The organism is Planobispora rosea (genome assembly GCF_014648175.1).
GTDB lineage: Bacteria > Actinomycetota > Actinomycetes > Streptosporangiales > Streptosporangiaceae > Planobispora > Planobispora rosea.
In genome coordinates this window covers 288,243-311,692 of record NZ_BMQP01000003.1, presented here as the reverse complement: position 1 = coordinate 311,692, position 23,450 = coordinate 288,243, and the positions used below count along the sequence as shown (strand labels likewise).

Sequence of the window (23,450 nt, the reverse complement as noted above, 5' to 3'; positions counted from 1 at the left end):
GTCAGCCTCCCTCGTGTACGGCCGCCGCCCCGACGGCGGATTCGACTGCGGATTCGCCGTCGGCGGCGGGTTCGACGGCGAGCCCCGCGGCGAGCCCCGGGGAGAGCTCCGCGTGGACGACCGGGAGCAGCCCGGACAGCAGCAGCTCACGGGTGCGGGAACGCTGGATCTTGCCGCTGGTGGTCTTGCCCACCCCTCCGCGCTCGACCAGCACCACGCTCATCGACGGCACCCCGAACACGCGGGCCAGCTCCCCCTGGACCGTGCGCGCGAGATCGGCCGCCGACATGTCCCCCAGACGCTGCTCCCTGACCTCCTGCGCCACCACCACGTGCTCCCCGCCCGCCTCGACGCCGAAGGCCGCGGCGGCGCCCAGCGCCGGGTGCACCCCCCGGGCGGACTCCTCCAGGTCCTGCGGGTAGAGGTTGCGCCCGTTGACGATGACGACGTCCTTGATCCGGCCGGTGACGTAGAGTTCGCCCTCCAGCAGGAAGCCGAGGTCACCGGTGCGCAGGTAGGGCCCGGCGCCGCCGGCAGTACGGCCCGCGAAGGCGTCGCGGGTGGCCTCCTCACGCTGCCAGTAGCCCCGCGCGACGCTCCCGCCGCGCACCCAGATCTCACCGACCCTCCCCTCGCCGAGCGGCTCGCGGCTGTCGGGATCGACGATCTCCACGGTCATGCCGATCGGCCTGCCGCAGCCCACCAGCTCGACGCCGCCACCGCCGTCGGCGTCGGCCACCGGGACCGCCTCGTGCCGCTCCAGCGCGGCGGCGTCGAAACGGCGGATCAGCGGTCCCCGCCCCAGCGGAGTGGAGGTGATCACCAGGGTCGCCTCGGCCATGCCGTACGCCGGGGCCCAGGCCTTCTCGCTGAAGCCGACCGGCCCGAAACGGCGGACCATGGTGCGCAGCGTGCTGGGGCGTACCGGTTCGGCCCCGTTGAGCGCGAACTTCAGGCTGGACAGGTCGAACCCGGCCATCTGGGCGTCGGTGACCCGGGCCGCGCACCACTCGTAGGCGAAGTTGGGCGCCACGGTGTAGCCCGCCCGGTAGCGGCTGATCATCTCCAGCCAGAGCGCCGGACGCATGACGAAGGAGATCGGCGAGGCGAAGTACAGGTCGCCGCCCGCGTAGATCGGCTGGAGCAGCATGCCGATCAGGCCCATGTCGTGGTAGTGCGGCAGCCAGCCGACCCCGACGCCCTCCTCGGGAGAGCCGATCGCCCGCCAGATCTCGTTCTCGTTGTGGAGCAGGTTGGCGTGGGTGAGCATGACGCCGCGCGGCTCGCTGGTGGAGCCGGAGGTGTACTGCATGTAGGCGAGGGTGTCCGGCCCGATCTCCGGCTCGGCCCACGCGCCGGGGTCCGGCAGGTCGAGCGTGTCGGTCGCCACGCACTCGACCGTGCCGTCGAGGCCGACCTCGCGCAGCCATCCGGCGAGCATGTCGCGGTTGGCCGCGTCGGTCAGGACCAGCCGTACGTCCGCGTCCTTGATGATCCCCTCGGCACGTTCCAGAGCACGGGGATCGGTCTGCGGGAGCGGCGAGGGCACCGCGACGGTCCGGGCGTACAGGCAGCCGAGGAACGCCGTCAGGAACTCCAGACCGGCCGGGTGGAGCAGCAGCGCCGTCTGGTCCTCCATCCGCCGCCCGGCCAGCCAGGCGGCCGTCGACCTGGCCCGGTCGTCGGCCTCGGCGAAGGTCAGGCGGCGCTCGGCGAGTTCACCCCTGCGGTCTTCCACGAAGGTGTAGGACAGTTTGTGCCCATGCCTCTCGGCCTGTGCGCGCACCCGTTGCACAAAGGACATGTGGTCATCTCCCGCGACGGCAAGACACCTCAACATAAGAGGATCGATCAGCCGGTCACAGCCCTGGACCGCACAACCCCTCGGCAGGTTTTACGCCGAAATTTAGTATTTTTCCCGTCCGCCACCACCCGGGATGGACAGCCCTGGATCTTGCGGTGTTAGCCTTACCTTGCTTAACATCTGAGCAACTGTTCAAGTGTTGAAGAATGGATCTTGCGATGGGACACGGACACGGGCACGGGCACGGCACGGGGCTCGGCGGGCACCACGGCGCCGGCCGCACCGCGCGGGCCGACCGCCGCTACCTCGCGGGGGCGCTCGCCCTGCTGGTGGTCTTCATGGTGGCGGAGGTCGTCATCGGGATCATCGCCAACTCCATCGCGCTGATCTCCGACGCGGGTCACATGCTCACCGACGCCGCCTCCATCGTGCTCGCGCTGATCGCGATGGGCATGGCGGCCCGTCCCGCCCGGGGCGCCTACACCTTCGGCTACAAGCGCGCCGAGATCCTCTCCGCCGCGATCAACGGCCTGACGTTCGTCCTCCTGGTGGTCTACTTCGTCTACGAGGGGATCCGCCGGCTCGTCGAGCCGCCCGAGGTGGAGGGCGTGCTCGTCTTCGGCACGGCGCTCGCCGGCATCGCCGTCAACGCGGCCGCCGCCTGGCTCATCGCGCGGGCCGACCGGAGCAGCCTCAACGTCGAGGGCGCCTTCCAGCACATCCTCAACGACATGTACGCCTTCATCGCCACCGCGATCGCCGGTGCGGTCGTCTGGCTCACCGGCTGGGGCCGGGCCGACGCGATCGCCGCGCTCGTCGTGGCCGCCCTGATGGCCAAGGCCGCCTACGGCCTGCTGCGCGACGCCGGGCGCATCCTGTTCGAGGCGGCGCCCGCCGGGCTGGACCCCCTGGAGATAGGCGCCGCGATCACCGGCCACCCCGAGGTCACCGCCGTCGAGGACCTGCACGTGTGGACCGTGACCAGCGGGTTCCCCGCGCTGTCCGCGCACGTGGTCGTCGAGCCCGGCGGCGACTGCCACCGCATCCGGCGGGAGGTGGCCGCGCTGCTGCACGAGCGCTTCCACATCGACCACACCACGCTCCAGGTCGACCACGTGTCCAGCGTGTCCAGCGCGTCCGGCGAACCCGGCTCGGCCTGCCGGATCACCGTCGCCTGACGGTTCCCCCTCCAGGCAGGCCCCGGAAATCGAGGTCATCCCTCCAGGCGCGCCTCGAAGGTCACGGTCACCCCTCCAGGCACGCCTCGAAGATCCTGGTCAGCCGCGCCACCACGGCCTCACGTGAGGACGGGCCGAGCGCCTCGGGGCCGAAGAGCTGGCGGAGCGTCCCCGACCCGGTGATGAGCGCGGTGGCGAGCGCGGCCCGCAGCTGGGCCTCCTCGCCGGGCAGCAGCGCGGCCAGCGGTCCCATGATCGCCGAGTTGACCCGGTCCCTGATGATGTCGTGGATCTCCGGGCTCGCCGACGACCGGCTGAGCGTCGCCATGACCGGGCTGGCCAGGTCCGAGCGGAGCCGGTCGGCGACGTACTCGGCCAGGCGCCGGGGCAGCTCCGCCACCGGCCCGTCCAGCACTCCGGGGAAGCGCCCCTGCATGGCGAGCACCTCGGCGAACAACTCCCGCTTGCTGCCGAAGTAACGGTTGATCAGCGCGATGTTGGCGCCCGCCTCGGCGGCGATCAGGCGCATCGTCACCTGGTCGTAGCCCAGCTCGGCGAACAGGCCTCGCGCGGCGTCGAGAATGCGCTGCCGGGTGCCCTCCCGGTCGCGGCGCCGTACCCCTTCCATCCGCCCGATCCTTCCAGATTTGACGAAGTAAACATGCGTCTACTAACTTGTATGCATCGTACATGTATTGGGGGATGGTCCATGGTGGCCGGACAGCAGCTGGAAGCGGGGACCCGGGCGAAGCCCGGAGCCGACGCCGGGGCGGTGCCGCACTTCACGCACAAGCAGGTCATGGAGATCATGGCCGGGCTCATGCTCGCCATGCTCACGTCGATGATCTCGACGTCCGTGGTGGGCACCGCGCTGCCGACGATCGTCGGTTCGCTCGGCGGACAGGAGCAGCTCGCGTGGGTGGCCAGCGCGACGCTGCTCACCATGACGGCGTCCACCCCGCTCTGGGGCAAGCTCTCCGACCTCTACGGCCGCAAGCTCATGTTCCAGACCTCGCTGGTGGTCTTCGTGCTCTCCTCGGTCGCGGCCGGGTTCGCCCAGGACATGGGCCAGCTCATCGCCGCGCGGGCCGTGCAGGGCATCGGCGCCGGCGGGCTCGCCGCGCTGCCGCAGATCATCCTCGGTGACGTCGTCGAGCCTCGCGAGCGCGGCCGGTACGGCGGTTACATGGGCGCGGTCTTCGGCGTCTCCACCGTGACCGGGCCGCTGCTCGGCGGCTTCATCGTCGACAACCTCTCCTGGCGCTGGACGTTCTGGATCTGCGTGCCGCTGGCCGTGGTCGCGTTCGCCGTCATCCAGAAGGTGCTCAAGCTGCCCTTCGTCCGCCGTGACGCCAAGGTCGACTGGTGGGGCGCCACCTTCATCACCGGCGGCACCACCGCCCTGATGCTGCTGCTGTCCCTGGGCGGCCAGGAGTTCGGCTGGAACTCCGCCTGGAGCTACGGCCTGGGCGCGCTCAGCCTGGTGATGTTCGGCCTGGCCGTCGTCGCCGAGCGCCGGGCCGCCGACCCCATCCTGCCGCCCCGCCTGTTCGGCAACGCCACCTTCGCACTGTCCAGCCTCGCCTCCCTGCTCGTCGGCGTCGCGATGTTCGGCGCGATGATGTTCCTCCCGCAGTACCTGCAGATCGTCAAGGGCATGAGCCCCTCCGGCTCCGGCCTGATGACCCTGCCCCTGGTCTTCGGCCTGCTCGTCTCCTCCATCGTGGTCGGCAGGCTCGTCAGCAGGACCGGCCGCTGGAAGGTCTACCCGGTCGTGGGCATGGTGCTGGTCGCGATCGGCCTGTACCTGCTCTCCGGGCTGCACGTCGACAGCTCGCTGGTCACGATCGGACTGGACATCGCGGTTCTCGGCATCGGCCTCGGCGCCGCCATGCAGATGCTCGTCCTGGCCGCGCAGAACGCCGCGGCCCGCACCGACCTGGCCGTCACCACGTCGGGCGTCACGTTCTTCCGCTCCCTGGGCGGCGCGGTCGGCGTGGCCGCCTTCGGCGCCATCCTCGGCAACCGGCTCAGCTCCGAGCTGGTCTCCCTGGCCAGGGCCGCCGACCTGCCGCTGACCGGTGGCGCGGCTCCCAGCCTCGGCTCCCCCGACGCCATCCGGCACCTTCCCGCCCCGGTGCTGGGGGTGATCCTGGAGGCCTTCACCCGGGCCATCCAGACCGTCTTCCTGGTCGGCGTCCCGATCGCGGTCCTGGGCGCGGCCGCCGCCCTGTTCCTGAAGGAGATCCCGCTGCGCTCCTCCCACGCCCCCCAGGCGGCCCCGGAGACCACGGAAACCCCGAAGACCCCGGAGACCGCCCCGGCCGGCTGACGCCGCCGGAGCACCTCATCCACCGGCCATCCTCCCGCCCGGGACCGGAATCGCCCCCGGTCCCGGGCACTTCCATCGTCGTCCGCACGCACCGGCCGGCCGCGGGCCGCACCCCATCGATCCCGGATGACGACCGGAACGTGCCCGAGCGGGAACCAATCCCGATATATGGACATCCAACGACATGTGATCGAAACGGCAGGCGCACCCCCGCACCACGTACGGACCACGATCGCGTTGCTGCACTCCGTGTTCCCCTACGGTCTGGCCGTCACGGCGATCATCCTCATCGCCGCCACCCAGACGCACACAGCCATGCAGGAAATCCCGGTGACGGTCAACGACGACGCCGTCCCCGCCGCGCTGCACCAGTTCGGCCCGTTCGTCTCCGGGCGGGTCCTGTCCGTCGCCCTCTTCTTCGGCCTGTCCGCCCTCGTCTTCGCGACCCTGGCCGTCAAGCTCCGGGCCGCGTGGAACAGGGTCCCCGACTCCCTCGGCGCCCGGCGGCGGTCCCCCCTGATCTCCCCGCTGACCGGCCTGTCCGGCCTGGCCTATCTGGCGGGCCTGGTGCTGACGTATCTGCGCGACCCCGTCAGGGACTACCGGGACCAGCCGGTCGCACTGGACGACGGCCTGACCGCGATGCCCTTCGACATGGGCGCCACCGCTCCCGGCTGGTACCTCCCCGCCCTCGCGGTGACGCTCCTGGCGGCGGCGGTCACCCAGGGCGTCGCCGTCGTCCTGGTGGTCCGGGATCCGATCACCGGAGACGTTCCCTGAGCGCCCGCCCGACGGTGCTCGGATCCGCCTGAGCGATCCCGCCGGGGGTGTCAGGTGGCGGCCATCAGCTTCTTGGCGTCGAGACCCTCGTCGCCCCTGTTCCACCGGCATCCGCAGAGGGTGTTCGACTGCAGGGCGTCGAGGACGCGGAGGGTCTCCTCGACGTTCCGCCCGACCGAGCCGGAGTTCACCATGACGAACTGGATCACCCCCGACGGGTCGACGATGAAGGTGGCGCGCTGGGCGACGCCGTCCTCACCCAGGATGCCGAGCTCGGCGGAGAGCTCGCGCTTGATGTCCGACAGCATCGGGAAGGGCAGGTCGCGCAGGTCGGGATGGTCCCTGCGCCAGGCGAAGTGGACGTACTCGGAGTCGACGGACGCGCCGAGGACCTGGGCGTCGCGGTCGGCGAACTCCCCGTTCAGGCGGGAGAACTCGGCGATCTCCGTCGGGCAGACGAACGTGTAGTCCTTCGGCCAGAAGAAGACCACGCGCCACTTGCCCTCGTAGGCCTTGTGGTCGATCGTCTCGAACGCGTTCTCCGGGTCAGGGGAGACACAGGCCGTGAGTTCGTACTCGGGGAAGTGATCGCCAACGGTGAGCAAGTCCGGGACTCCTTTACAGAGGACGCCACAGGGGACGTCTGCGGACGTCCGCAGGGGACGTCGTCGTCGTTCGTGGTCCGGCCCCCGGCGATCGGTGGGCCCACTCCCACCCCCGTCCGGCTCCGCGCGTTCCCGCGGCCGACCACCTGCACATCCGGGAGAGTGCCAGCCCGCGCCGGGCGAGGTGGCCCGCTTTGCCGGCTGCGGTCCGGGCCCTCGAAGAGAATTTGCCCCCCGCGACGCGGCCGGGGCCGGGACACGCGCTCCAGCACGGCCGGCCGCGCCGGGAAGATCGGGCGCCGGGGTGTACGGCGGGAAGCCTCGGGTAGTGAACAGTCCACCTACGGAGAGCTTATCTGCGGTCACCCAGGGTTGCCGGTCGCGCGGACGGGCCATCGCGGCGTCCCGGCCGGACGGCCGGGTGGGCCCGTTGGCGGCGCCGGTGTCCCGGCGGCTGCGATTTCACGGTGCCAGGAGACGGAGAACGCACAGTGCGGGAGTTCGACGCATCCGCCTACGGGCGCAACATCGCCGACGTCTACGACGCGACCGTGGAGGATCTTCCCACCGGGCCGGCGGTCGAGCGGCTGTACGAGCTCGCGGAGGGCGGCGCCGTCCTGGAGTTCGGCATCGGCACCGGCCGGCTCGCCCTGCCGCTGGCCGCGCGGGGACTGACGGTCGCGGGTATCGACGGATCGGCGGAGATGGTCGAGGTCCTGCGCGGCAAGCCCGGAGGCGACCTCATCCCGGTGGAGGTCGGCGACTTCACCGCCACCCGCGTGGAGGGCGAGTTCGCCCTGGTCGTGCTGGCCATCAACACGATCTTCGCGCTTCCCTCGCAGGACGCCCAGGTCGCCTGCTTCCGCAACGCCGCCGCCCATCTGCGGCCCGGTGGCCGGTTCGTGGTCGAGGCCTGGATACCCGACCTCGGCGCGTTCCGCGACAGGTCGTCGCTGCGGCTGCTCTCACTGACGGAGGACGTGGCTCTCGCCGAGGCCGCGCGGTTGTTCCCCGCCGACCAGATGATGCAGACGACCAAGATCCGGATGACCTCCGGCGGGGTGCGGCTGCTGCCCGCCAACCACCGCTACGCCTGGCCCGGTGAACTCGACCTGATGGCCCGCCTGGCGGGCATGGAGCGCGAGCACCGCTGGTCCGACTGGTCCGCCGCCGCGTTCACCGACGACAGCCGGGCCCACGTCTCGGTCTACCGCCGGTGACCTTCCCTCTCCGTTCCCCCCTCCACCCTCGCCTCCCGCCCGCTGCCGAACCTTCACTGGAGTCCGCGATGCAGTTGCCGCCGCCCCGTGGCCCGATCACCGCCCGCCTCTTCGAGGCGCTGGCACGCCCGCCGCACGCCTTCTCCCCTCCCCCGCCGTCCTTCGCCGGCCCGCCCCTGGACGACGAGGATCTCCAGCTCGCGCTCTTCACCTGCTACGAGCTGCACTACCACGGCTTCGCGCAGGTGGACGACGGCTGGGAGTGGAACCCGTCGCTGCTGGAGCTGCGGGCCCTGCTGGAGCGGCGCTTCGAACACGGCCTCGCCGCGGTCGTGCCGCGCCCGTCCGCCGTACCGCCCTCGCAGCTGCGCCGGGCCCTGAACGAGCTGGTGGCCGCCGAAGACGACGGGCCGCCGCTGGCCACTTTCATGCGGCAGCAGGCCGACATCGGCCAGTTCCGTGAGTTCGTCATCCACCGGTCGATCTACCACCTGAAGGAGGCCGACCCGCACACCTGGGCGATCCCCCGGCTGCAGGGCCGCGCCAAGGCCTCGCTGGTGGAGATCCAGGCCGACGAGTACGGCGGCGGCAGGCCGGAGCGGATGCACTCGGAGCTCTTCCGGGCGACCATGCGCGGGCTGGGCCTGGACGACTCCTACGGCGCCTACCTCGGCGAGGTGCCGGCGGTCACCCTGGCCATCGGCAACGCCATGTCGCTGTTCGGGCTGCACCGGCGGTACCGGGGCGCGGTCCTGGGGCACCTGGCGGCGTTCGAGATGACCTCCTCGCTGCCCAACGCCAAGTACAGCCAGGGACTGCGGCGGCTCGGCTGCGACGCCGCGGTCCGGCGCTTCTACGACGAGCACGTGCAGGCCGACGCCGTACACGAGCAGATCGCCCTGAACGACATGTGCGGCTCCTTCGCCGCTGCGCATCCGGCGCTGACCGGAGACATCCTCTACGGCGCCGCCTGCGCCCTCACCCTCGACCGGCTCTTCGCCTCGCACGTCATGGACCGCTGGCGGTCCGGGTCCACCTCGCTGCGCGAGACCGGCCTGGTGGCAGGCATGCCATGACGGATCTCCCCGCCATGCCGGACCTCGCGTACGTGCTGCCCCTGCGCTGGGAGGAGGACCGGGGACTGGAGGAGCTGACCGCCTATCTGCGGTGGCTGAGCCGGCATGTCCGGGTCACCGTCGTCGACGGCTCACCGGACCGGCTCTTCGACCGGCACGCCCGCCGCTGGCGGGGGCTCGTCACGCACCTGCGGCCCGACCCCGGGATCGAGGCGGCCAACGGCAAGGTCGCCGGAGTCGTCACCGGAGTGCGGGCGGCCACGGCGGAACACGTGGTCATCGCCGACGACGACGTGCGCTACGACGCGGCGGGGCTGGCGGCGGTCCGCGCCCTGCTGGAGGAGGCCGACCTGGTCAGACCCCAGAACTACTTCCACCCGCTGCCCTGGCACGCCCTGTGGGACACCGCCCGTACGCTGCTCAACCGCAGCCTGGGCGCGGACTACCCGGGGACGCTGGGAATCCGCCGTTCGGTCTTCATCGCGATGGGGGGATACGACGGGAACGTGTTGTTCGAGAATCTGGAGCTCATCCGCACCGTCCGAGCTCACGGCGGCCGCGAGCTGCGCCCCCTGGACCTGTACGTCCGCCGCCTGCCTCCGGACCCGGCGCGGTTCTGGTCGCAGCGGGTACGGCAGGCCTACGACGATCTGGCGCAACCCGCCCGGCTGGCCCTCTTCCTCACCGTCCTCCCCTGCCTGGCCGCCGGGCTCCTGCGCGGGCGCCAGCGGGCGGTCCTCTCCTGCGCGGGGCTGGTGGTGTGCCTGGCCGAGGCCGGTCGCCGCCGGGCCGGAGGCCGTACGGTCTTCCCCTCCACCGCCGTGCCGTTCGCCCCGGTCTGGGTGCTGGAGCGGGGGATCTGCAGCTGGGTGGCGCTCACCGCCCGGCTCACCCGCGGCGGGGTCCCCTACGCGGGCCGCAGGATCAAAGTGGCCGCGCACTCACTCCATCGGCTGAGAAGGCGCCGTCACAACGGCGGATCGGGCTCGCCGGACGCCTGGAACCCCGCCACCTTGTGGGACCCGTCGCAGAACGGCTTGGCCGACGACCGGCCGCAGCGGCACAGCGCGACCGTCACCCGGCCCGGATCGACCGCGCGGCCGTCCTGAGTCACCAGTGTGAACGGCCCCCGCAGCAGCAACGGACCGTTCTCACAGAGGGTCACGGTGGCCGGATCATCTGTTTTGTCCTGCATGTCGGCCTAGTGCCCCGGCCCTCCGGGGGGAAACGCCGGTGAGCCGGTGGCCCGGAGGACGGCGATCACCTCATCCGAGCTTCCGGAGCCTGGCCACGGCCTCGTCGATGACGGCGTCCTGTTTGCAGAAGGCGAAGCGCACGAAGTGCCGGCCGCGCTCGGGGTGGGCGTAGAAGGCCTGGGTGGGGATCGCGACGACCCCCGCCAGGGCGGGCAGCTCGCGGGTGAGGGCCAGGCCGTCGCTGAAGCCGAGGGGGCGGATGTCGGCCTGGACGAAGTAGGTCCCGGCGGGCCGGTAGACGTCGAACCCGGCGGCGGACAGGCCGGCCATGAGACGGTCGCGCTTGGCCTGCAGCTCGTCGCGCAGGGAGGCGACCCAGCCGAGCTCGTGGCGGAGGCCGTAGGCCACGGCGAGCTGCCAGGGGGCCGAGGCGGTGAAGGTGAGGAACTGCTTGACGGTCTGCACCGCGCGGACGAACGGCTCCGGGGCGCAGATCCAGCCCGTCTTCCAGCCGGTCACCGAGAAGGTCTTGCCCGCCGAGGAGATCATCACCGTGCGTTCGCGCATGCCGGGCAGGGTGGCCAGCGGGACGTGCGGGGCGCCGTCGAAGGTCAGGTGCTCGTAGACCTCGTCGGTGACGGCGGTCAGGTCGTGCTCGGCGCACAGCCCGGCGATCGTCTCCAGTTCCTCGCGGGTGAACACGGTCCCGGTGGGATTGTGCGGTGAGTTGACCAGGATGGCACGGGTACGGGGGCCCACGGCGGCGCGCAGTTCGGCGGGGTCGAAGGTGAAGCGGCCCCCGGCAGGGCGGAGGGTGACCGGGCGGAGCACGGCCCCGGCCAGGGCGACGGAGGCGGCGTAGGAGTCGTAGTAGGGCTCGAAGGCGATCACCTCGTCACCCGGCTCGCAGAGCGCCAGGACCGAGGCGGCGACGGCCTCGGTGGCGCCGACGGTGACGAGGATCTCGCCGTCGGGGTCGTAGTGCAGGCCGTAGTGCTCCCTGCGGTGCTCGGAGACGGCCTGGCGCAGATCGGGGACGCCGGGGCCGGGAGGGTACTGGTTGGCGCCGCCGCGGATCGCCTCGACCGCCCGCTCCAGCAGCGCCGGGGGGCCGTCGGTGTCGGGGAAGCCCTGCCCCAGGTTGATCGAGCCCGTCCGCAGGGCGAGAGCCGACATCTCAGCGAAGATCGTCGTGCCGAACGCGCGCATCCGCGCCACCAGGGGATCGCTCACCCCCCCAGGGTAGTCGGCACGCCGTCGCCGATCACATCCGTGATCTCCCCGGCGGTCTCCGGCCGTCGGGCCCGCCCACCCGTGACTGCTACGGTTTCCCCGCGAGAAAGGGGGCTCGGTGGTACTGGTGATCCACGGTGCGTGGGCCGACGACAGGCTGGCGCTGTGGGCGGAGGAGCCGCCCGGTCCCGTCGCCGGCGCCTCCCGCGCGAAGGTCCGCCCGCACCCGTTCGCGGCTCCGGCCGCGGACGTCGCCGCGGGCCTGCCGCTCTGGGGGCGGGACGGGGCCGCCGCGGCGGGCGGGGCCGTCCCGGGTGAGCTGGTCCTGCTCCTGCCGGGGTCGGCGCGGAGTCCGCTGCCCTCGCCCGAGTCGGGGGCGGAGGCCGTCGCGCGGCAGCCGAGAATCGGTTCCTGGCGGGTGCCGGCCCTGATGGTGGAGCCCGGCGCGGCGCTCGGCCTGCTCGGCTCCGTCGGCGAGACGGCCGGGCTCCCCGCCGCGGCGTACGAGCCCGACGAACTCCCCGACGAACTCCCCGGCGAGCAGGCCCCGGTCGCCGGGGCCTCGCTGCGCTATCTCGCCGTCGTCGCGCAGTACGCCCGGGACCTCGTCCGCCGCGGCCGGGTGCTGCCCCAGCTCGTCCCCGAGGACGGGGAGTACGCCGCGCGGTGGCGCCCGGTGCTGACCGGTCCCGACGCGGCCCGGTTCCGGGAGCTGGCCGCCGCGATGCCCCCGGTCTGCCGGGCCGTCGCCGGGGAACGGCCCTCGACCCACGTGCTGATCGAGGTCCTGGCCGGGCTGGCCGACGCGGCGGTGCGGCGGGCGCTCCCCGACCGGCTCCTCGGCGGGCACCGGCCGGGGCGCCGCAGCCCGCTGGCGGACCGGTGGACGGTGGCCCTCACCGGTGACGAGGCCGTTCTTCCCGGGGTGTCGCGGGCCCAGGCGGACGAGCTCGCCCGGCCGCTCCAGGAGTGGTTCCGGTCGGCGCACCAGCTCGACAGCTCGGTCCGGGTCTGCTTCCGGCTGGTCGAGCCGGCCGAGTTCACGGCGCCCACTGAGCCCGCTGAGCCCGCTGAGCCCATGGCGCCCGCTGGGGCTGCGGAGGAGCCCGCTGGGGCTGCGCAGCCCGCGGCGCAGGGGTCCGGGCTCCCGGCCGGCGGCGATCTCGCCGCGGAGTACGGAGACCGCCCGGCCTCCCCCGGCAACGGCTGGCGGGTGGAGTTCGCCGTCCAGTCGGCCGAGGATCCGAGCCTGTACCTGCCCGCGCGCCTCGTCTGGGCGGGTGAGGGCGCCCCCGGTCTGCCCGCCCGCCCGGAGGAGGCGCTGCTGGCGGGGCTCGGCCGGGCCGCCCGGCTCTATCCCCGGCTGGATGAGGCGCTGCGCGACCCCCGGCCGTCGGAGTTGCTCCTCGACACGACGGAGGCGTTCTGGTTCCTCCGGCAGGTCGCCTCGCTTCTGCAGTCGGCGGGCTTCGGCGTGCAGCTGCCCGCCTGGGCGGGCCGGACCCGGCTGGGGCTCAAGCTCACCGCGAGCTCGCGGGAGACCGGCCCGGGAGCCGCCGCCGGCCCGGGGTTCGGCCTGCACAGCCTGGTGGACTTCCGGATGGACCTGGCGATCGGCGACGAGACGATCAGCGAGGAGGAGCTGGAGGAGCTGGTCCGGCTCAAAGTGCCTCTGGTCCGGGTGCGGGGCCGCTGGGTCGAGCTGGACCAGCGGCAGCTCCGCGCGGCGCTGGAGGCCGTCGAACGGCGCCGGTCGGGTGAGATGACGGTCCGCGACGTCATCCGGGAGGTCGTCCACGGCGGTGACGCTGAGCTGCCCCTGGTCGGGGTGGAGGCCGACGGCCTCCTCGGCGACCTGCTCTCCGGCGAGGCCGACCGCCGGCTGGAGCCGGTCGCCACCCCGGCGTCGTTCCACGGCGTGCTCCGGCCGTACCAGGAGCGCGGGCTGTCCTGGCTCGCCTTCATGGCGGGACTCGGGCTGGGCGGGATCCTCGCCGACGACATGGGCCTGGGCAAGACCGCGCAGACGCTGTCGTTGCTCCTGAACGAGCGCGAGGCGGGTGCGGAGCCGGGGCCGACGCTGCTGGTGTGCCCGATGTCGCTGCTCGGCAACTGGCAGAAGGAGGCGGCCCGGTTCGCCCCCTCGCTGGAGGTCTACGTGCACCACGGCGCCACCCGCCTCCGGGGCGAGGAGTTGGACCGGCGCGTGGAGCAAGCCGACCTCGTCCTGACCACGTACGGCACCGCGCTGCGGGACCAGGCCGTCCTGGCGGGTCTCGCCTGGGCCCGGGTGGTCTGCGACGAGGCTCAGGCGATCAAGAACAGCGCCGCCCGGCAGGCGCAGGCCGTACGGTCCCTCCCGGCGGGCAGCAGGCTCGCGCTGACCGGCACGCCGGTGGAGAACCACCTGGCGGAGCTCTGGTCGATCATGGAGTTCTGCAACCCGGGCCTGCTCGGCCCGGTGAAGGCGTTCCGCGAGCGCTACCAGGAGCCGATCGAGCGGCACGGCGACGAGGAGGCGGCGGCCGCGCTCCGGCGGGTCACCGGGCCGTTCGTGCTCCGCCGGCTGAAGACCGACAAGACGATCATCTCCGACCTGCCGGACAAGCTGGAGATGAAGGTCTGGTGCAACCTCACACCCGAGCAGGCCACGCTCTACCAGGCCGTGGTGGAGGACATGATGGGCCGGATCGAGGAGAGCGAGGGCATCGAGCGGCGCGGCAACGTGCTGGCGGCCATGACGAAGCTCAAGCAGGTCTGCAACCATCCCGCGCACCTGCTCAAGGACGGGTCACGGCTGGAGGGCCGGTCGGGGAAGCTCGCCCGGCTGGAGGAACTGGCCGAGGAGATCGTCAGCGAGGGCGACAAGGCGCTGGTGTTCACCCAGTACACCGAGTTCGGCTCGCTGCTCCAGCCGTACCTGGCGGCGCACCTGGACCGGCCGGTGCTCTGGCTGCACGGCGGGCTGCCGAGGAAGCGGCGGGAGGAGCTGGTGGAGCGGTTCCAGCGGGACGACGAGCCGATGTTGTTCCTGCTGTCGCTGAAGGCCGCGGGCACCGGGCTCAACCTGACCGCCGCCTCCCACGTGGTCCACGTGGACCGCTGGTGGAACCCGGCGGTGGAGGACCAGGCGACCGATCGGGCGTTCCGGATCGGCCAGACCAGGAACGTGCAGGTACGGAAGTTCGTCTGCGTCGGCACCCTGGAGGAGCGGATCGACGAGATGATCGAGCGCAAGAAGGCGCTGGCCCAGAGCGTGGTCGGGCCGGGCGAGGACTGGATCACCGATCTCTCCGTCGACCAGCTGCGTGAGCTGTTCCGGCTCGGGCCGGAGGCGGTCTCATGAGTCTCACCGGTCTCACCGGTCTCATCGGTTTCACGGGGAAGCGGGCGGCGGGCCCGGTGGAGGAGGCGTCGTGAGCGGACGGGGCTGGTTCGAGCCGTCCCGGCCGGTCCGGGTCGAGGGCGGCATCCGCGTCCGGAGCAGGCGGGGTTCGATCGGCGAGCGGTGGTGGTCGCGCCGGTTCGTCGACGTCCTGGAGCGCGTCTGCGATCCGGGCAGGCTCAGCCGTGGACGCTCGTACGCCCGCTCGGGCCAGGTCCTGGAGCTGGAGGTCGGGCCGGGGCTGGTGACGGCGCGGGTCCAGGGGTCGCGGCGCGCGCCGTACCGGGTGGAGATCGGCGTCGAGGCCTACGGCGAGGAAGAGTGGCGCGGGCTCGCCGGGGCGCTGGCCGCCCAGGCGCTCTACCGGGCGAAGCTGCTCGCCGGGGAGATGCCGCCGGAGATCGAGGGCGTCTTCGAGGAGCGCGGCCTGCCGCTCTTCCCCGGCGAGGGCGACCTGGAGATGGACTGCTCCTGTCCCGACCGGGGCTTTCCCTGCAAGCACCTGTCGGCCGTGCTGTACGTCCTGGCCGAGGCGTTCGACGACGACCCGTTCCTGGTGCTGGCCTGGCGGGGCATGGGCAGGGACACGCTGCTCGCCGCCCTCCGCGAGGAGGGCGGCGCCGCGGGCGGCGTGTCCCGGCCGGGGCCGCTCGATGTGGCCGACGTACCGTTCGCCGAGCGGATGGCGGACTTCTACCAGCCGGGCGTCTCCCCGGCGCGGTTGCGTGACCGGGCGGACGGGACCGACGCCCCTCCCGATCTGCTGCTGCGCCTGCTGGATCCGCCGCCGATCAAGGCCCGGCACATCCCGCTGCTGGATCTGCTCAGGCCCGCCTACCGGGCGCTGGCCGAGCGGGAGACCGCCGACGGCGACGACTGAGCGGCGATGACGTCGCGGTACCAGCGGTAGCTGGCCTTGGGCGTGCGGGCCTGGGTGGCGTAGTCGACGTGCACGAGACCGAAGCGGGCGGCATAGCCCCGGGCCCACTCGAAGTTGTCCAGCAGCGACCAGCAGAAGTAGCCGCGGACGTCCACGCCGGCGGCGACGGCCTCGCGCGTGGCGGCCACGTGCTGCTCCAGGTAGGAGATGCGGCCGGTGTCGTCGAGTTCCCCGCCGCCGCCGTACCCGTTCTCGGTGATGAAGATCGGGGGCAGTCCGGGGAAACGGCCGGCCAGGCCGGTCAGGGTGTCGTAGAGGCCGCGCGGTTCGACGCGCCAGCCGAGGCCGCTGACCGGCGGCCCGTCCGGGGCGACCGTGCGCACGCCGATGTCGTAGGCGGAGCGCAGGGCCGGGTCGGGCTGGCCGTACGGCGCCGCGGCGGCGTGGATCGGGTAGTAGTAGTTCACCCCGAGGAAGTCCAGCGGCGCCGAGATGATCTCCAGGTCGCCCTCCCGGCGGAAGGAGAAGTCGCTGATCTCCCCGTAGACCTCGGCCGTGTCGGCCGGGTAGGCGGCGCCGAGCAGCGGCTCGGTGAACTGCCGGTTGACCATCAGATCCATCCGCCGGGCGGCGGCGGCGTCCTCGGCGGACGGGCTCGCGGGCACCGCCGGGGACATGTTGAGGGTGACGCCGATCCGCTCGCCCTCGCGGGTGCGTTCCCGCAGGCGGGCGGTCGCCAGGCCGTGGCCGACGAGCAGGTGGTGGGCCGCGGCGAGGGCGCCGTGCCCCTCCCGGGCGCCGGGCGCGTGGCGGCCTTCGGCGTATCCGGTGATCGAGGAGCAGTAGGGCTCGTTCAGCGTGATCCAGTACGGCACGCCGTCGAGGGCCTCGTGCACGGTCGCGGCGTAGTCGGCGAAGTACTCGGCGGTGTCGCGGACCCGCCAGCCGCCGCGCTCCTCCAGAGCCTGGGGCAGGTCCCAGTGGTAGAGGGTGAGGAAGGGGGTGACGCCCCGGGCGTTGAGCCCCTCGACCAGGCGCCGGTAGAAGTCGAGGCCGCGCTGGTTGACGCGGCCGGTCCCCTCGGGGAACACGCGCGGCCAGGCCACCGAGAACCGGTAGGCCCCGGCGCCGAGACCGGCCAGCAGCGCCATGTCCTCCGGCCAGCGGCGGTAGTGGTCGCAGGCGTGCTCACCGGTCTCCCCGGCCGCCACCGCCCCGGGGATCCGGCAGAAGGCGTCCCAGATCGACGGCCCCCGGCCGTCGGCGGTCACGGCACCCTCGATCTGGTAGGCCGAGGTGGCCACGCCCCACACGAATCCTTGTGGGAGCGCTCCCACCGCGTCGGGACGTTCCCCGGTCGCCGTCATCTTCGATCACTCCAGTACATGGTGGCCGCACCGCCGGGACGCCCCGGCCGGGGCTCCGCTCGATCGCGGCCGACGCTACCGGCGTGTCATCCGGTACGGCAAGACGTGTCATCCGGTACGGCAAGACGATGTCCCGCATGACGAGACACGGGCGGGGCGCCGTGCAGACCGAGGCTGCGGCGGACGGACCGGGGCGCTACGTTGAACCCGTGATCGGATTCCGGATCGGCACGTCCGCGCGGCCTGCGGGGCAGGTGACCAGGTGACGCGCAGGCTGCACGAGCTGGACGCCCTCCGGGGTTTCGCGATCTGCGGGATCATGCTGGTCAACACCTGGCAGCACACGGTCGGGCACCTGGCCGAGTCGGGCGACCCGCGGTCCGTGGAGCGGGGGCCGGTCGACTGGGTGGTGGAGAACCTGTTCCAGGGCCGCTTCTACCCGATCTTCTCGTTCCTCTTCGGCGTGAGCTTCGTGCTGTTCCTGCGCTCGGCGGCCGAGCGCACGGACCGTCCCCGCCTGGCGTTGCTGCGCAGGCTGGCGGTGCTGGCCTGCTTCGGCGCGGTCCACTGGAGCGTGAACCCGGGCGAGGTGCTCCTGCCGTACGCCGTCTTCGGCGCGCTGGTGCTGCTGCCCGCCTCGTTCCTGCCGCGCGCGGCCGTACTGGTGCTCGGAGCCGTCACGACGGCGTGGGCGGTCTACGCCAACGGCGGGCACGTCGTCGACGGCGCGGTCTTCGGCGGCCTCCTCGGTGAGCGCGTGTTCGTGGTGGTCCTGATCCCCGCGATGTTCCTGCTCGGCATGGCCCTGATGGAGTACCGCCCGGGTCCGCGCCTGCTGCCGCCCGCCTTCCTGAGCGGCACGGTGCTGGCCGCGGGGCTCGTCGTGGTGTGGAACGCCTCGCGCGACGACCCGGACCTGTCCTACCCGGGCCTGTTCGTCGCCGCCCCGCTGGCGTGCGCGGCCGCCTACTGCACCGGGCTGCTGCTCCTGCTGCGCACCCGGCTGCGCGGCCCGCTGGAGGCGGTGCTCAACCCGCTCGGCCGGATGGCGCTGACGAACTATCTGGCCAGCACACCGATCATCCTCCTGTCCCTGCCGCTGCTGACCGCCGACCCGACCCGGCTCAGCGTGGCCGGGCTCGCCCTCGCCGTGCTGATCGCGCAGGTGGTGTTCAGCCGGTGGTGGCTGGCCAGGTTCCGGTACGGTCCGCTGGAATGGCTGTGGCGGTGTCTGACGTGGATGGAACGAGTTCCGAATCGCCGGATAAAGTCGCAGACGTGACTCGCATCGCCCTGTGCCAGATCCCGGTCTCCGAGGATCCCGGCGTCAACCTCCGCCAGGTCCGGACCTCCCTCGCGCGGGCCGCCGAGGACGGCGCCGAGTTGGCGATCCTCCCCGAGGCCACCCTCACCCGGTACGGCAAGCGCATCCTCGACCTGGCCGAGCCGCTGGACGGGCCGTTCGTCACCGGCCTGGCCGAGGCCGCCCGGGAGCACGGCGTGTCCGTCGTCGCCGGGGTGTTCGAGCCCGCGACCGGCCCCGGCGCAGCCCAGGCGGGCGACACCGGCGCGGCCCGGGCGGGCGGCACCGGCGCGGCCCGGGTGTACAACACCGCGGTGGCCCTCGGCCCCGACGGGGGGATCAGGGCTGCCTACCGGAAGATCCACCTGTTCGACTCCTTCGGGGCGCGCGAGTCCGCGCTGGTCGTCCCCGGGGACGAGCCGGTCGTCACCGAGCTGGCCGGGCTCCGGGTCGGGCTGGTGACCTGCTACGACATCCGCTTCCCCGAGCTGACCCGGGCCCTGGTGGACCGCGGCGCCGACCTGTTCGCGGTGATCGCCGCGTGGGGGTCGGGGCCGATGAAGGAGGAGCACTGGGCGACCCTGGTGCGGGCCCGCGCGGTCGAGAACACGACCTGGGTGGCGGCCGTGGGCCAGGCGCCGAACCCGGACGCCGGGGACGGCTTCGGGATCGGCCGCAGCATGCTGGTCGACCCCATGGGCGTGGTCCGCGCCGACCTCGGCCCGGCACCGGCCGTGCAGACCTGCGTCCTCGACCCGCAGATCACGATTGTCACCCGTAATGCCCTGCCCTGCCTGGAACACCGACGGCTCTGAGTCAACAGATCGTAAAATGCGACATGTGAGTGAACCACCTGGACGTAGAACGCAGATGCAGAAGGTCATCCCCCCTCGACTGCTTCTGCCCTACATGTCCGGCAAACGGACCGTGATCTCGGGATACGTCTACAGGGTTCAGGACTGCGTCAGACTGACCACTCCCGCGCTCCTCTTCATGGGCCTCGACCTGGGGTTCGAAGGATCCGAGCTGACCGTCACGGTGCCTGAGATCTATCTCATGCGGTGGTTCGCCCGGGATGTGGACACCTACGTCGTCCCCTACGGCCCGCACATGGGCGGCGATTGGAACGATTCGCCGCCGTTCGCCGGGAACGGCTTCACCACCTCGCGCGAGCACGTCGTGCCGCAGTTCCACACCATGCCGATGCCGATCCCCCCGGGAGCCGAGATCATTCACGTGACCGCCGACGCCGGAGAGCGTCTCTTCGGCGTCTACGACGGCCTCACCTGGCGGCCCGCCCCATGAGTGAGGAAATCGAGCCGGTGGTGTCGGGGTTCGTCGCCCGGTACCGGGAGCGGACCTACGCCGCGGCGCTGGGGCCGGGCTCCAGCGAGGTCGTGCTGTTCAGCGAGGAGGCCCAGGAGGGCTTCGAGCCGGTCTCCGGATACTGGCGGGCCGTGGTCGGCCGCGCGTCCCTCGACTGGCTGGTGCTGGTCCGCACCGTCGGCGCGTTCGGCGGCGAGCCGTGCCTGGTGCTCGACGTCTCGGAGGAGAACGGCGAGGAGGGCCTGCACATCGCCTACACCGGGCACAGCGGGATGAAGGCCGAGGCGCTGGGCTACTGGATGGTGGACCACGGCGCCTACGAGGTGGTCGTCCCGCGCGAGGAGGTCGTCTCCCTGCGGATCGAGCGCATCCCCGTCCCGCTCTCCCCCTCCCGGACCGAGCCCTGACCCCTTCCGCTCCGGCCTCCGGCCCTGCACGCGCGCCCGCGGTCCCTCTCCGCCCGCCCGTCGGCTTTCCGAGGTCCTGTCAACCGCGGGCGCGTCCAGGTGTCTCGCTGATGTGATCGATCTTCCCACCGTGGCACCTCCCTCGTTCGCCGAGCTGTTCGCCGCGCACCATCAGTCGATGGTGCGCCTGGCCGGACTCCTCGGCGCCGACGATCCGGAGGACATCGCCCAGGAGGCGTTCGCCCGCCTCCACGCGCGCTGGTCCCGGCTACGGGACGACGGCGCGGCCGTCGCCTACGTCCGTTCCATCGTGTGCAACCTGACCCGCAACCGGCTGCGCCATCTACGCCTGGTACGGCTCCGCCCGCCGGAGCCTCCCGCGCCCGCGCGCGGCGGCGAGCACGCGGTGCTCGTCGCCGAGGAGCACCGGGAGCTCCTGGCCGCCGTCGACCGCCTGCCCCGCCGCCAGCGCGAGGCCCTGGTGCTGCGCTACTGGCTGGATCTGTCCGAGCGGGAGATCGCCGAGACGATGGGCGTCTCCCCCGGCTCCGTCAAGACACATACGAGCCGCGGCCTGTCGGCCCTCGGCCGGGCCCTGAAGGAGGACTCGTGAACGAGCTCGAAGACCGCCTGCGTGCCGCGCTCGAGGCCCGTGCCCAGACCTTCACCGCCGCCTCGGGGGCCTGGCTCGGCGTCCGGGAACGGCGCCGGGGCGCCCGTCTGCGGCGCGTGGCGCTGCTGGCGGTCCCGGCCGTGGCCGCGAGTCTGGCGCTGGTCCTCGGCACCGGCCTCGTCGGGGGCGGCGACGGTGACGGTGACGGGACCACGGTCGCCACCTTCGCCGAAGGTGCCGGCCCGCTCCTGGAACAGGCGCTGCGACGGGACCCGCCGGCCGGAGAGGTGCTGACGGTACCCGGCGGCACCGGCCTGTCCCACGTGTGGTTCAGCGCCGCGCCCGGCGGGCGGGGCTCACGGCTCTGCGCCCTGCCCGCCGGGCGCGGGCAGGGCCGGGCCCACTGGTGCAACGTGCTCGCCCCCCTCGGCCCGGAGAGGTTCGCCGCGCTGGTCGGGGGGACCGGCGGTGGTTTCTCCAGCGGCGCCGATCTGACCCTCTACGGTGTGGCCGCGGACGCGGTCACCGCGGTCACCGCGGTCACCGAGGACGGCCGGAGCTTGCCCGGCGCGGTCCTGCGGCGGGAGGGCGTCCAGGCGCCCGTGTGGGTCGTGCGTTATCCCGGGGCGGTGAAGATCGCCGCTTTCGCCTTCGCCGACGAGCGGGGGCGGACGCTCCAGCGGCTGGAACGGCCTCCCGGCCGGGCCTGTCACGATGACCCCGCCCCGCGGGGCTCCGGCCTCCCGCTGGTGGACGACGTCACCGTGCACCTCACCGGGAGCGGCTGCGTGGCCGTCCGCAGAGGCGACGCCACGGTGGGGATGGCGGACACGCACCCGCACCTCACTCTCGGAGCCGACCTGCGACAGCTCGCGAAGGAGATCAGGGCCCCCGTCAGGGTCTGGGGCGGCGCCGGTCAGGCGGTGCCCGGCCTGTGGTACGGCTACACCGACGAGGAGACTGCCCGGGTGGAGCTGCGGATCGGGGGGGAGCGGGTCTCGGTCTCCACGGCCGGCGGATTCCCCGGCCAGGGCGTGCGCGTGTTCGGCGGACGGCTCCCCCGCGGCGCCGAGCCGTTCCGGGACGGCGCCGTGTACGTCGGCTTCGGCGCGGACGGCGCAGAGCTGTGGCGGTACAGGGTCAGGGCGGACTCCGCCGGGAAGAGCGGGAAGGACGGGTGACCGGCGGGACGCGCCGGCCCGGCCGGCCCCGGGCCGTCCTGCTCGCGCAGGCGGGCCGGCCCTCCGGTCAGCGGCCGAGATTGCGGTAGCGGGAGAGCCGGGCGGCGAGGCGGCCGGCGGGGGTCTGCCCCAGCAGCCCGATGATCTCGTACTCCAGCGCGGCGGCGACCCGGCGGCAGAACGCCTCCGGCTCGTAGGCGGCGTCGGGGAACTCGGGGACGATCCGGTCCACGACGCCGTTCCGCTTCAGGTCGGTGGACTTCACGCCCTGGGCCGCGGCGATCTCCGGGGCGAAGTCCACGCTCCGGTAGAGGATCGCCGAGGCGCCCTCGGGCGGCAGCGGGGAGAGCCAGCCGTGCTGGGCGGCCAGCACCCGGTCGGCAGGGAGCAGCGCGAGGGCCGCGCCGCCGGCGCCCTCGCCGAGCAGCAGGCAGACGGTGGGGGCGTCGAGCACGACCAGGTCGGCCAGGCAGCGGGCGATCTCGGCGGCGAGGCCGCCCTCCTCGGCCGCCTTGGAGAGCGCGGCCCCGGCGGTGTCGATCACGGTGACCAGCGGCAGGCCGAGCTCGGAGGCCAGGCGCATGCCGCGGCGGGCGACCCGGAGCCCGGCCGGGCCGAGCGGGGCCTCGGCCCGCTGGCGGCGCCGGTCCTGGCCGAGCACGATCGCGGGAGCCGTGCCGAAGCGGGCCAGGGCCAGCAGCAGACCGGGGTCGTTCTCGCCCTCGCCGGTGCCGTTGAGCGGGGTGACGTCGGCCGCGCCGAGCTTGAGCAGCGCCCGCACGCCGGGCCGGTCGTCGCGGCGGGAGCGGGTGATGGCGTCCCAGGCGTCGACCCGCTGGACCCCGTCGAGCTCCGCGGGCTCGGGCCCGCGCCGCAGGCCGTCACGGGGGGCGCAGAGCACGGCCAGCGCCCTGATCGCGATCTTGCGGGCGTCCTCCGCGGAGACGACGGCGTCGACCAGGCCGTTCGCGAAGAGGTTCTCGGCCACCTGCACGCCCTCGGGGAAGGGGTAGCCGTGCAGCGACTCGAAGACCCTCGGCCCGAGGAAGCCGATCAGCGCGCCCGGCTCGGCGGCGGTGACGTGGCCGAGTGAGCCCCAGGAGGCCAGGACCCCGCCGGTGGTGGGGTGACGCAGGTAGACGACGTACGGCAGGCCGGCGGCGCGGTGCGCGGCGACCGCGGAGGTGATCTTCACCATCTGGGTGAAGGCCAGCGCGCCCTCCTGCATGCGGGTGCCGCCGGAGGCGGGCGCGGCCAGCAGCGGGAGCCGTTCGGCGGTGGCGCGCTCGATCGCGGCGGTGAGCCGCTCGGCGGCGGCCACCCCGATGGATCCGGCGAGGAACGAGAACTCGCAGGCGACGACCGCGACCCGGCGCCCGGCGAGCAGGCCCTCACCGGAGATCACCGATTCGTCGTAGCCGCTCTTGGCCCGGGCGGCGGCCAGTTCCTCGGCGTAGTCGGAACCCGGCTCGGCGGGGTCGGCGGGCGGCCGGTCCCACGACTGCCAGCTCCCGGGATCGAGGACCGCGCCGATCAGCGTCCGCGCGTCCGGCCGGTTCACCGC

At 73.0% G+C, this 23,450-nt stretch carries 20 protein-coding genes and 1 pseudogene; 14 read left to right on the top strand and 7 right to left on the bottom strand.

From position 1 onward, the window contains the following. Nucleotide 1: 1 nt before the first annotated feature. Complete coding sequence (locus tag IEZ08_RS04730; protein ID WP_189241734.1) at nt 2–1,804, bottom strand: fatty acyl-AMP ligase; 1,803 nt, start codon at nt 1,802–1,804, stop codon at nt 2–4. 218 nt (nt 1,805–2,022) lie between these two features. On the opposite strand from IEZ08_RS04730, the gene IEZ08_RS04725 reads away from it, so the two are divergent. Beyond that, entirely contained in the window at nt 2,023–2,982 is a 960-nt protein-coding gene (locus IEZ08_RS04725; RefSeq protein WP_189241733.1) for a cation diffusion facilitator family transporter, read from the top strand. A 67-nt stretch (nt 2,983–3,049) separates the two neighbouring features. Here the strand turns inward: IEZ08_RS04725 and IEZ08_RS04720 are convergent, their stop codons facing one another. Then, entirely contained in the window at nt 3,050–3,610 is a 561-nt protein-coding gene (locus tag IEZ08_RS04720; RefSeq protein ID WP_068924675.1) for a TetR/AcrR family transcriptional regulator, read from the bottom strand. Nucleotides 3,611–3,691: 81 nt separating this feature from the next. Between IEZ08_RS04720 and IEZ08_RS04715 the strand changes: the two genes are divergently transcribed. Continuing rightward, entirely contained in the window at nt 3,692–5,314 is a 1,623-nt protein-coding gene (locus IEZ08_RS04715) for an MDR family MFS transporter (RefSeq protein WP_084780375.1), read from the top strand. 186 nt (nt 5,315–5,500) lie between these two features. Continuing rightward, nucleotides 5,501–6,094, top strand: a complete 594-nt coding sequence (locus IEZ08_RS04710) for a hypothetical protein (protein ID WP_141704141.1) — start codon at nt 5,501–5,503, stop codon at nt 6,092–6,094. A gap of 50 nt (nt 6,095–6,144) precedes the next feature. On the opposite strand, the gene IEZ08_RS04705 is transcribed toward IEZ08_RS04710, so the two are convergent. Beyond that, nucleotides 6,145–6,699 (bottom strand): peroxiredoxin, encoded by a 555-nt coding sequence (locus IEZ08_RS04705; protein WP_068924679.1) that lies wholly within the window; start codon nt 6,697–6,699, stop codon nt 6,145–6,147. Between the two features lie 491 nt (nt 6,700–7,190). Between IEZ08_RS04705 and IEZ08_RS04700 the strand changes: the two genes are divergently transcribed. The 3 genes from IEZ08_RS04700 to IEZ08_RS39335 all read left to right on the top strand — a co-directional run bounded on the left by IEZ08_RS04700 (nt 7,191) and on the right by IEZ08_RS39335 (nt 10,104). Next, nucleotides 7,191–7,919, top strand: a complete 729-nt coding sequence (locus IEZ08_RS04700; protein ID WP_068924681.1) for a class I SAM-dependent DNA methyltransferase — start codon at nt 7,191–7,193, stop codon at nt 7,917–7,919. Between the two features lie 68 nt (nt 7,920–7,987). Next, nucleotides 7,988–8,995: an iron-containing redox enzyme family protein gene (locus IEZ08_RS04695; RefSeq protein WP_068924683.1), complete on the top strand. Its 1,008-nt coding sequence runs from the start codon at nt 7,988–7,990 to the stop codon at nt 8,993–8,995. After that, nucleotides 8,992–10,104 carry a glycosyltransferase family 2 protein gene (locus tag IEZ08_RS39335; RefSeq protein WP_229802912.1) on the top strand — a complete coding sequence of 371 codons (1,113 nt, stop codon included), beginning with the start codon at nt 8,992–8,994 and terminating at the stop codon, nt 10,102–10,104. The genes IEZ08_RS04695 and IEZ08_RS39335 overlap by 4 nt, the downstream gene beginning before the upstream one ends. On the opposite strand, the pseudogene IEZ08_RS39330 reads toward IEZ08_RS39335, so the two are convergent. Together IEZ08_RS39330 and IEZ08_RS04685 are read right to left on the bottom strand one after the other, a co-directional pair. Further along, nucleotides 10,068–10,190: pseudogene (locus IEZ08_RS39330) on the bottom strand (hypothetical protein); the annotation flags it as partial. The gene IEZ08_RS39335 and the pseudogene IEZ08_RS39330 sit on opposite strands and share 37 nt — an antisense overlap. A gap of 70 nt (nt 10,191–10,260) precedes the next feature. Next, the gene (locus IEZ08_RS04685) at nt 10,261–11,424 is read right to left on the bottom strand and encodes a pyridoxal phosphate-dependent aminotransferase (RefSeq protein ID WP_189241731.1); all 1,164 of its coding nucleotides are present in this window, start codon (nt 11,422–11,424) and stop codon (nt 10,261–10,263) included. Between the two features lie 118 nt (nt 11,425–11,542). On the opposite strand from IEZ08_RS04685, the gene IEZ08_RS04680 reads away from it, so the two are divergent. Both IEZ08_RS04680 and IEZ08_RS04675 read left to right on the top strand, forming a co-directional pair. After that, nucleotides 11,543–14,770: a DEAD/DEAH box helicase gene (locus IEZ08_RS04680; RefSeq protein WP_203863251.1), complete on the top strand. Its 3,228-nt coding sequence runs from the start codon at nt 11,543–11,545 to the stop codon at nt 14,768–14,770. 70 nt (nt 14,771–14,840) lie between these two features. Further along, on the top strand, nt 14,841–15,689 hold the full coding sequence (locus IEZ08_RS04675) for an SWIM zinc finger family protein (RefSeq protein WP_189241730.1): 849 nt from the start codon (nt 14,841–14,843) through the stop codon (nt 15,687–15,689). Here the strand turns inward: IEZ08_RS04675 and IEZ08_RS04670 are convergent. Next, a complete protein-coding gene (locus IEZ08_RS04670; RefSeq protein ID WP_189241729.1) occupies nt 15,644–17,056 on the bottom strand; it encodes a GH1 family beta-glucosidase in 1,413 nt (470 codons plus the stop codon). The genes IEZ08_RS04675 and IEZ08_RS04670 overlap by 46 nt on opposite strands. Nucleotides 17,057–17,318: 262 nt before the next feature. Between IEZ08_RS04670 and IEZ08_RS04665 the strand changes: the two genes are divergently transcribed. From IEZ08_RS04665 to IEZ08_RS04640, 6 genes are all read left to right on the top strand, one after another. Further along, nucleotides 17,319–18,338: a DUF418 domain-containing protein gene (locus IEZ08_RS04665; protein ID WP_068924693.1), complete on the top strand. Its 1,020-nt coding sequence runs from the start codon at nt 17,319–17,321 to the stop codon at nt 18,336–18,338. Further along, the gene (locus tag IEZ08_RS04660; protein WP_068924696.1) at nt 18,335–19,174 is read left to right on the top strand and encodes a carbon-nitrogen hydrolase family protein; all 840 of its coding nucleotides are present in this window, start codon (nt 18,335–18,337) and stop codon (nt 19,172–19,174) included. Before IEZ08_RS04665 ends, IEZ08_RS04660 begins: the two co-directional genes overlap by 4 nt. Before the next feature lie 25 nt (nt 19,175–19,199). Continuing rightward, nucleotides 19,200–19,664, top strand: coding sequence for a hypothetical protein (locus tag IEZ08_RS04655; protein WP_229802911.1), 465 nt, complete (start codon nt 19,200–19,202; stop codon nt 19,662–19,664). Next, a complete protein-coding gene (locus IEZ08_RS04650; protein WP_068924701.1) occupies nt 19,661–20,092 on the top strand; it encodes a hypothetical protein in 432 nt (143 codons plus the stop codon). The genes IEZ08_RS04655 and IEZ08_RS04650 overlap by 4 nt, the downstream gene beginning before the upstream one ends. A 130-nt stretch (nt 20,093–20,222) precedes the next feature. Continuing rightward, nucleotides 20,223–20,705: a SigE family RNA polymerase sigma factor gene (locus IEZ08_RS04645; RefSeq protein ID WP_229802910.1), complete on the top strand. Its 483-nt coding sequence runs from the start codon at nt 20,223–20,225 to the stop codon at nt 20,703–20,705. Further along, nucleotides 20,702–21,886 (top strand): hypothetical protein, encoded by a 1,185-nt coding sequence (locus IEZ08_RS04640; protein ID WP_189241728.1) that lies wholly within the window; start codon nt 20,702–20,704, stop codon nt 21,884–21,886. The genes IEZ08_RS04645 and IEZ08_RS04640 overlap by 4 nt, the downstream gene beginning before the upstream one ends. A gap of 67 nt (nt 21,887–21,953) precedes the next feature. On the opposite strand, the gene IEZ08_RS04635 is transcribed toward IEZ08_RS04640, so the two are convergent. Further along, nucleotides 21,954–23,447 (bottom strand): carboxyl transferase domain-containing protein, encoded by a 1,494-nt coding sequence (locus IEZ08_RS04635; RefSeq protein WP_068924707.1) that lies wholly within the window; start codon nt 23,445–23,447, stop codon nt 21,954–21,956. Nucleotides 23,448–23,450: the final 3 nt, after the last annotated feature.

Excerpts from the sequence above, each read along its gene's own strand:
- IEZ08_RS39335 (WP_229802912.1), top strand. The coding sequence starts at position 8,992 with ATGACGGATCTCCCCGCCATGCCGGACCTCGCGTACGTGCTGCCCCTG.
- IEZ08_RS04730 (WP_189241734.1), bottom strand. The coding sequence starts at position 1,804 with ATGTCCTTTGTGCAACGGGTGCGCGCACAGGCCGAGAGGCATGGGCAC.
- IEZ08_RS04695 (WP_068924683.1), top strand. The coding sequence starts at position 7,988 with ATGCAGTTGCCGCCGCCCCGTGGCCCGATCACCGCCCGCCTCTTCGAG.
- IEZ08_RS04650 (WP_068924701.1), top strand. The coding sequence starts at position 19,661 with ATGAGTGAGGAAATCGAGCCGGTGGTGTCGGGGTTCGTCGCCCGGTAC.
- IEZ08_RS04715 (WP_084780375.1), top strand. The coding sequence starts at position 3,692 with ATGGTGGCCGGACAGCAGCTGGAAGCGGGGACCCGGGCGAAGCCCGGA.
- IEZ08_RS04725 (WP_189241733.1), top strand. The coding sequence starts at position 2,023 with ATGGGACACGGACACGGGCACGGGCACGGCACGGGGCTCGGCGGGCAC.
- IEZ08_RS04720 (WP_068924675.1), bottom strand. The coding sequence starts at position 3,610 with ATGGAAGGGGTACGGCGCCGCGACCGGGAGGGCACCCGGCAGCGCATT.
- IEZ08_RS04670 (WP_189241729.1), bottom strand. The coding sequence starts at position 17,056 with ATGACGGCGACCGGGGAACGTCCCGACGCGGTGGGAGCGCTCCCACAA.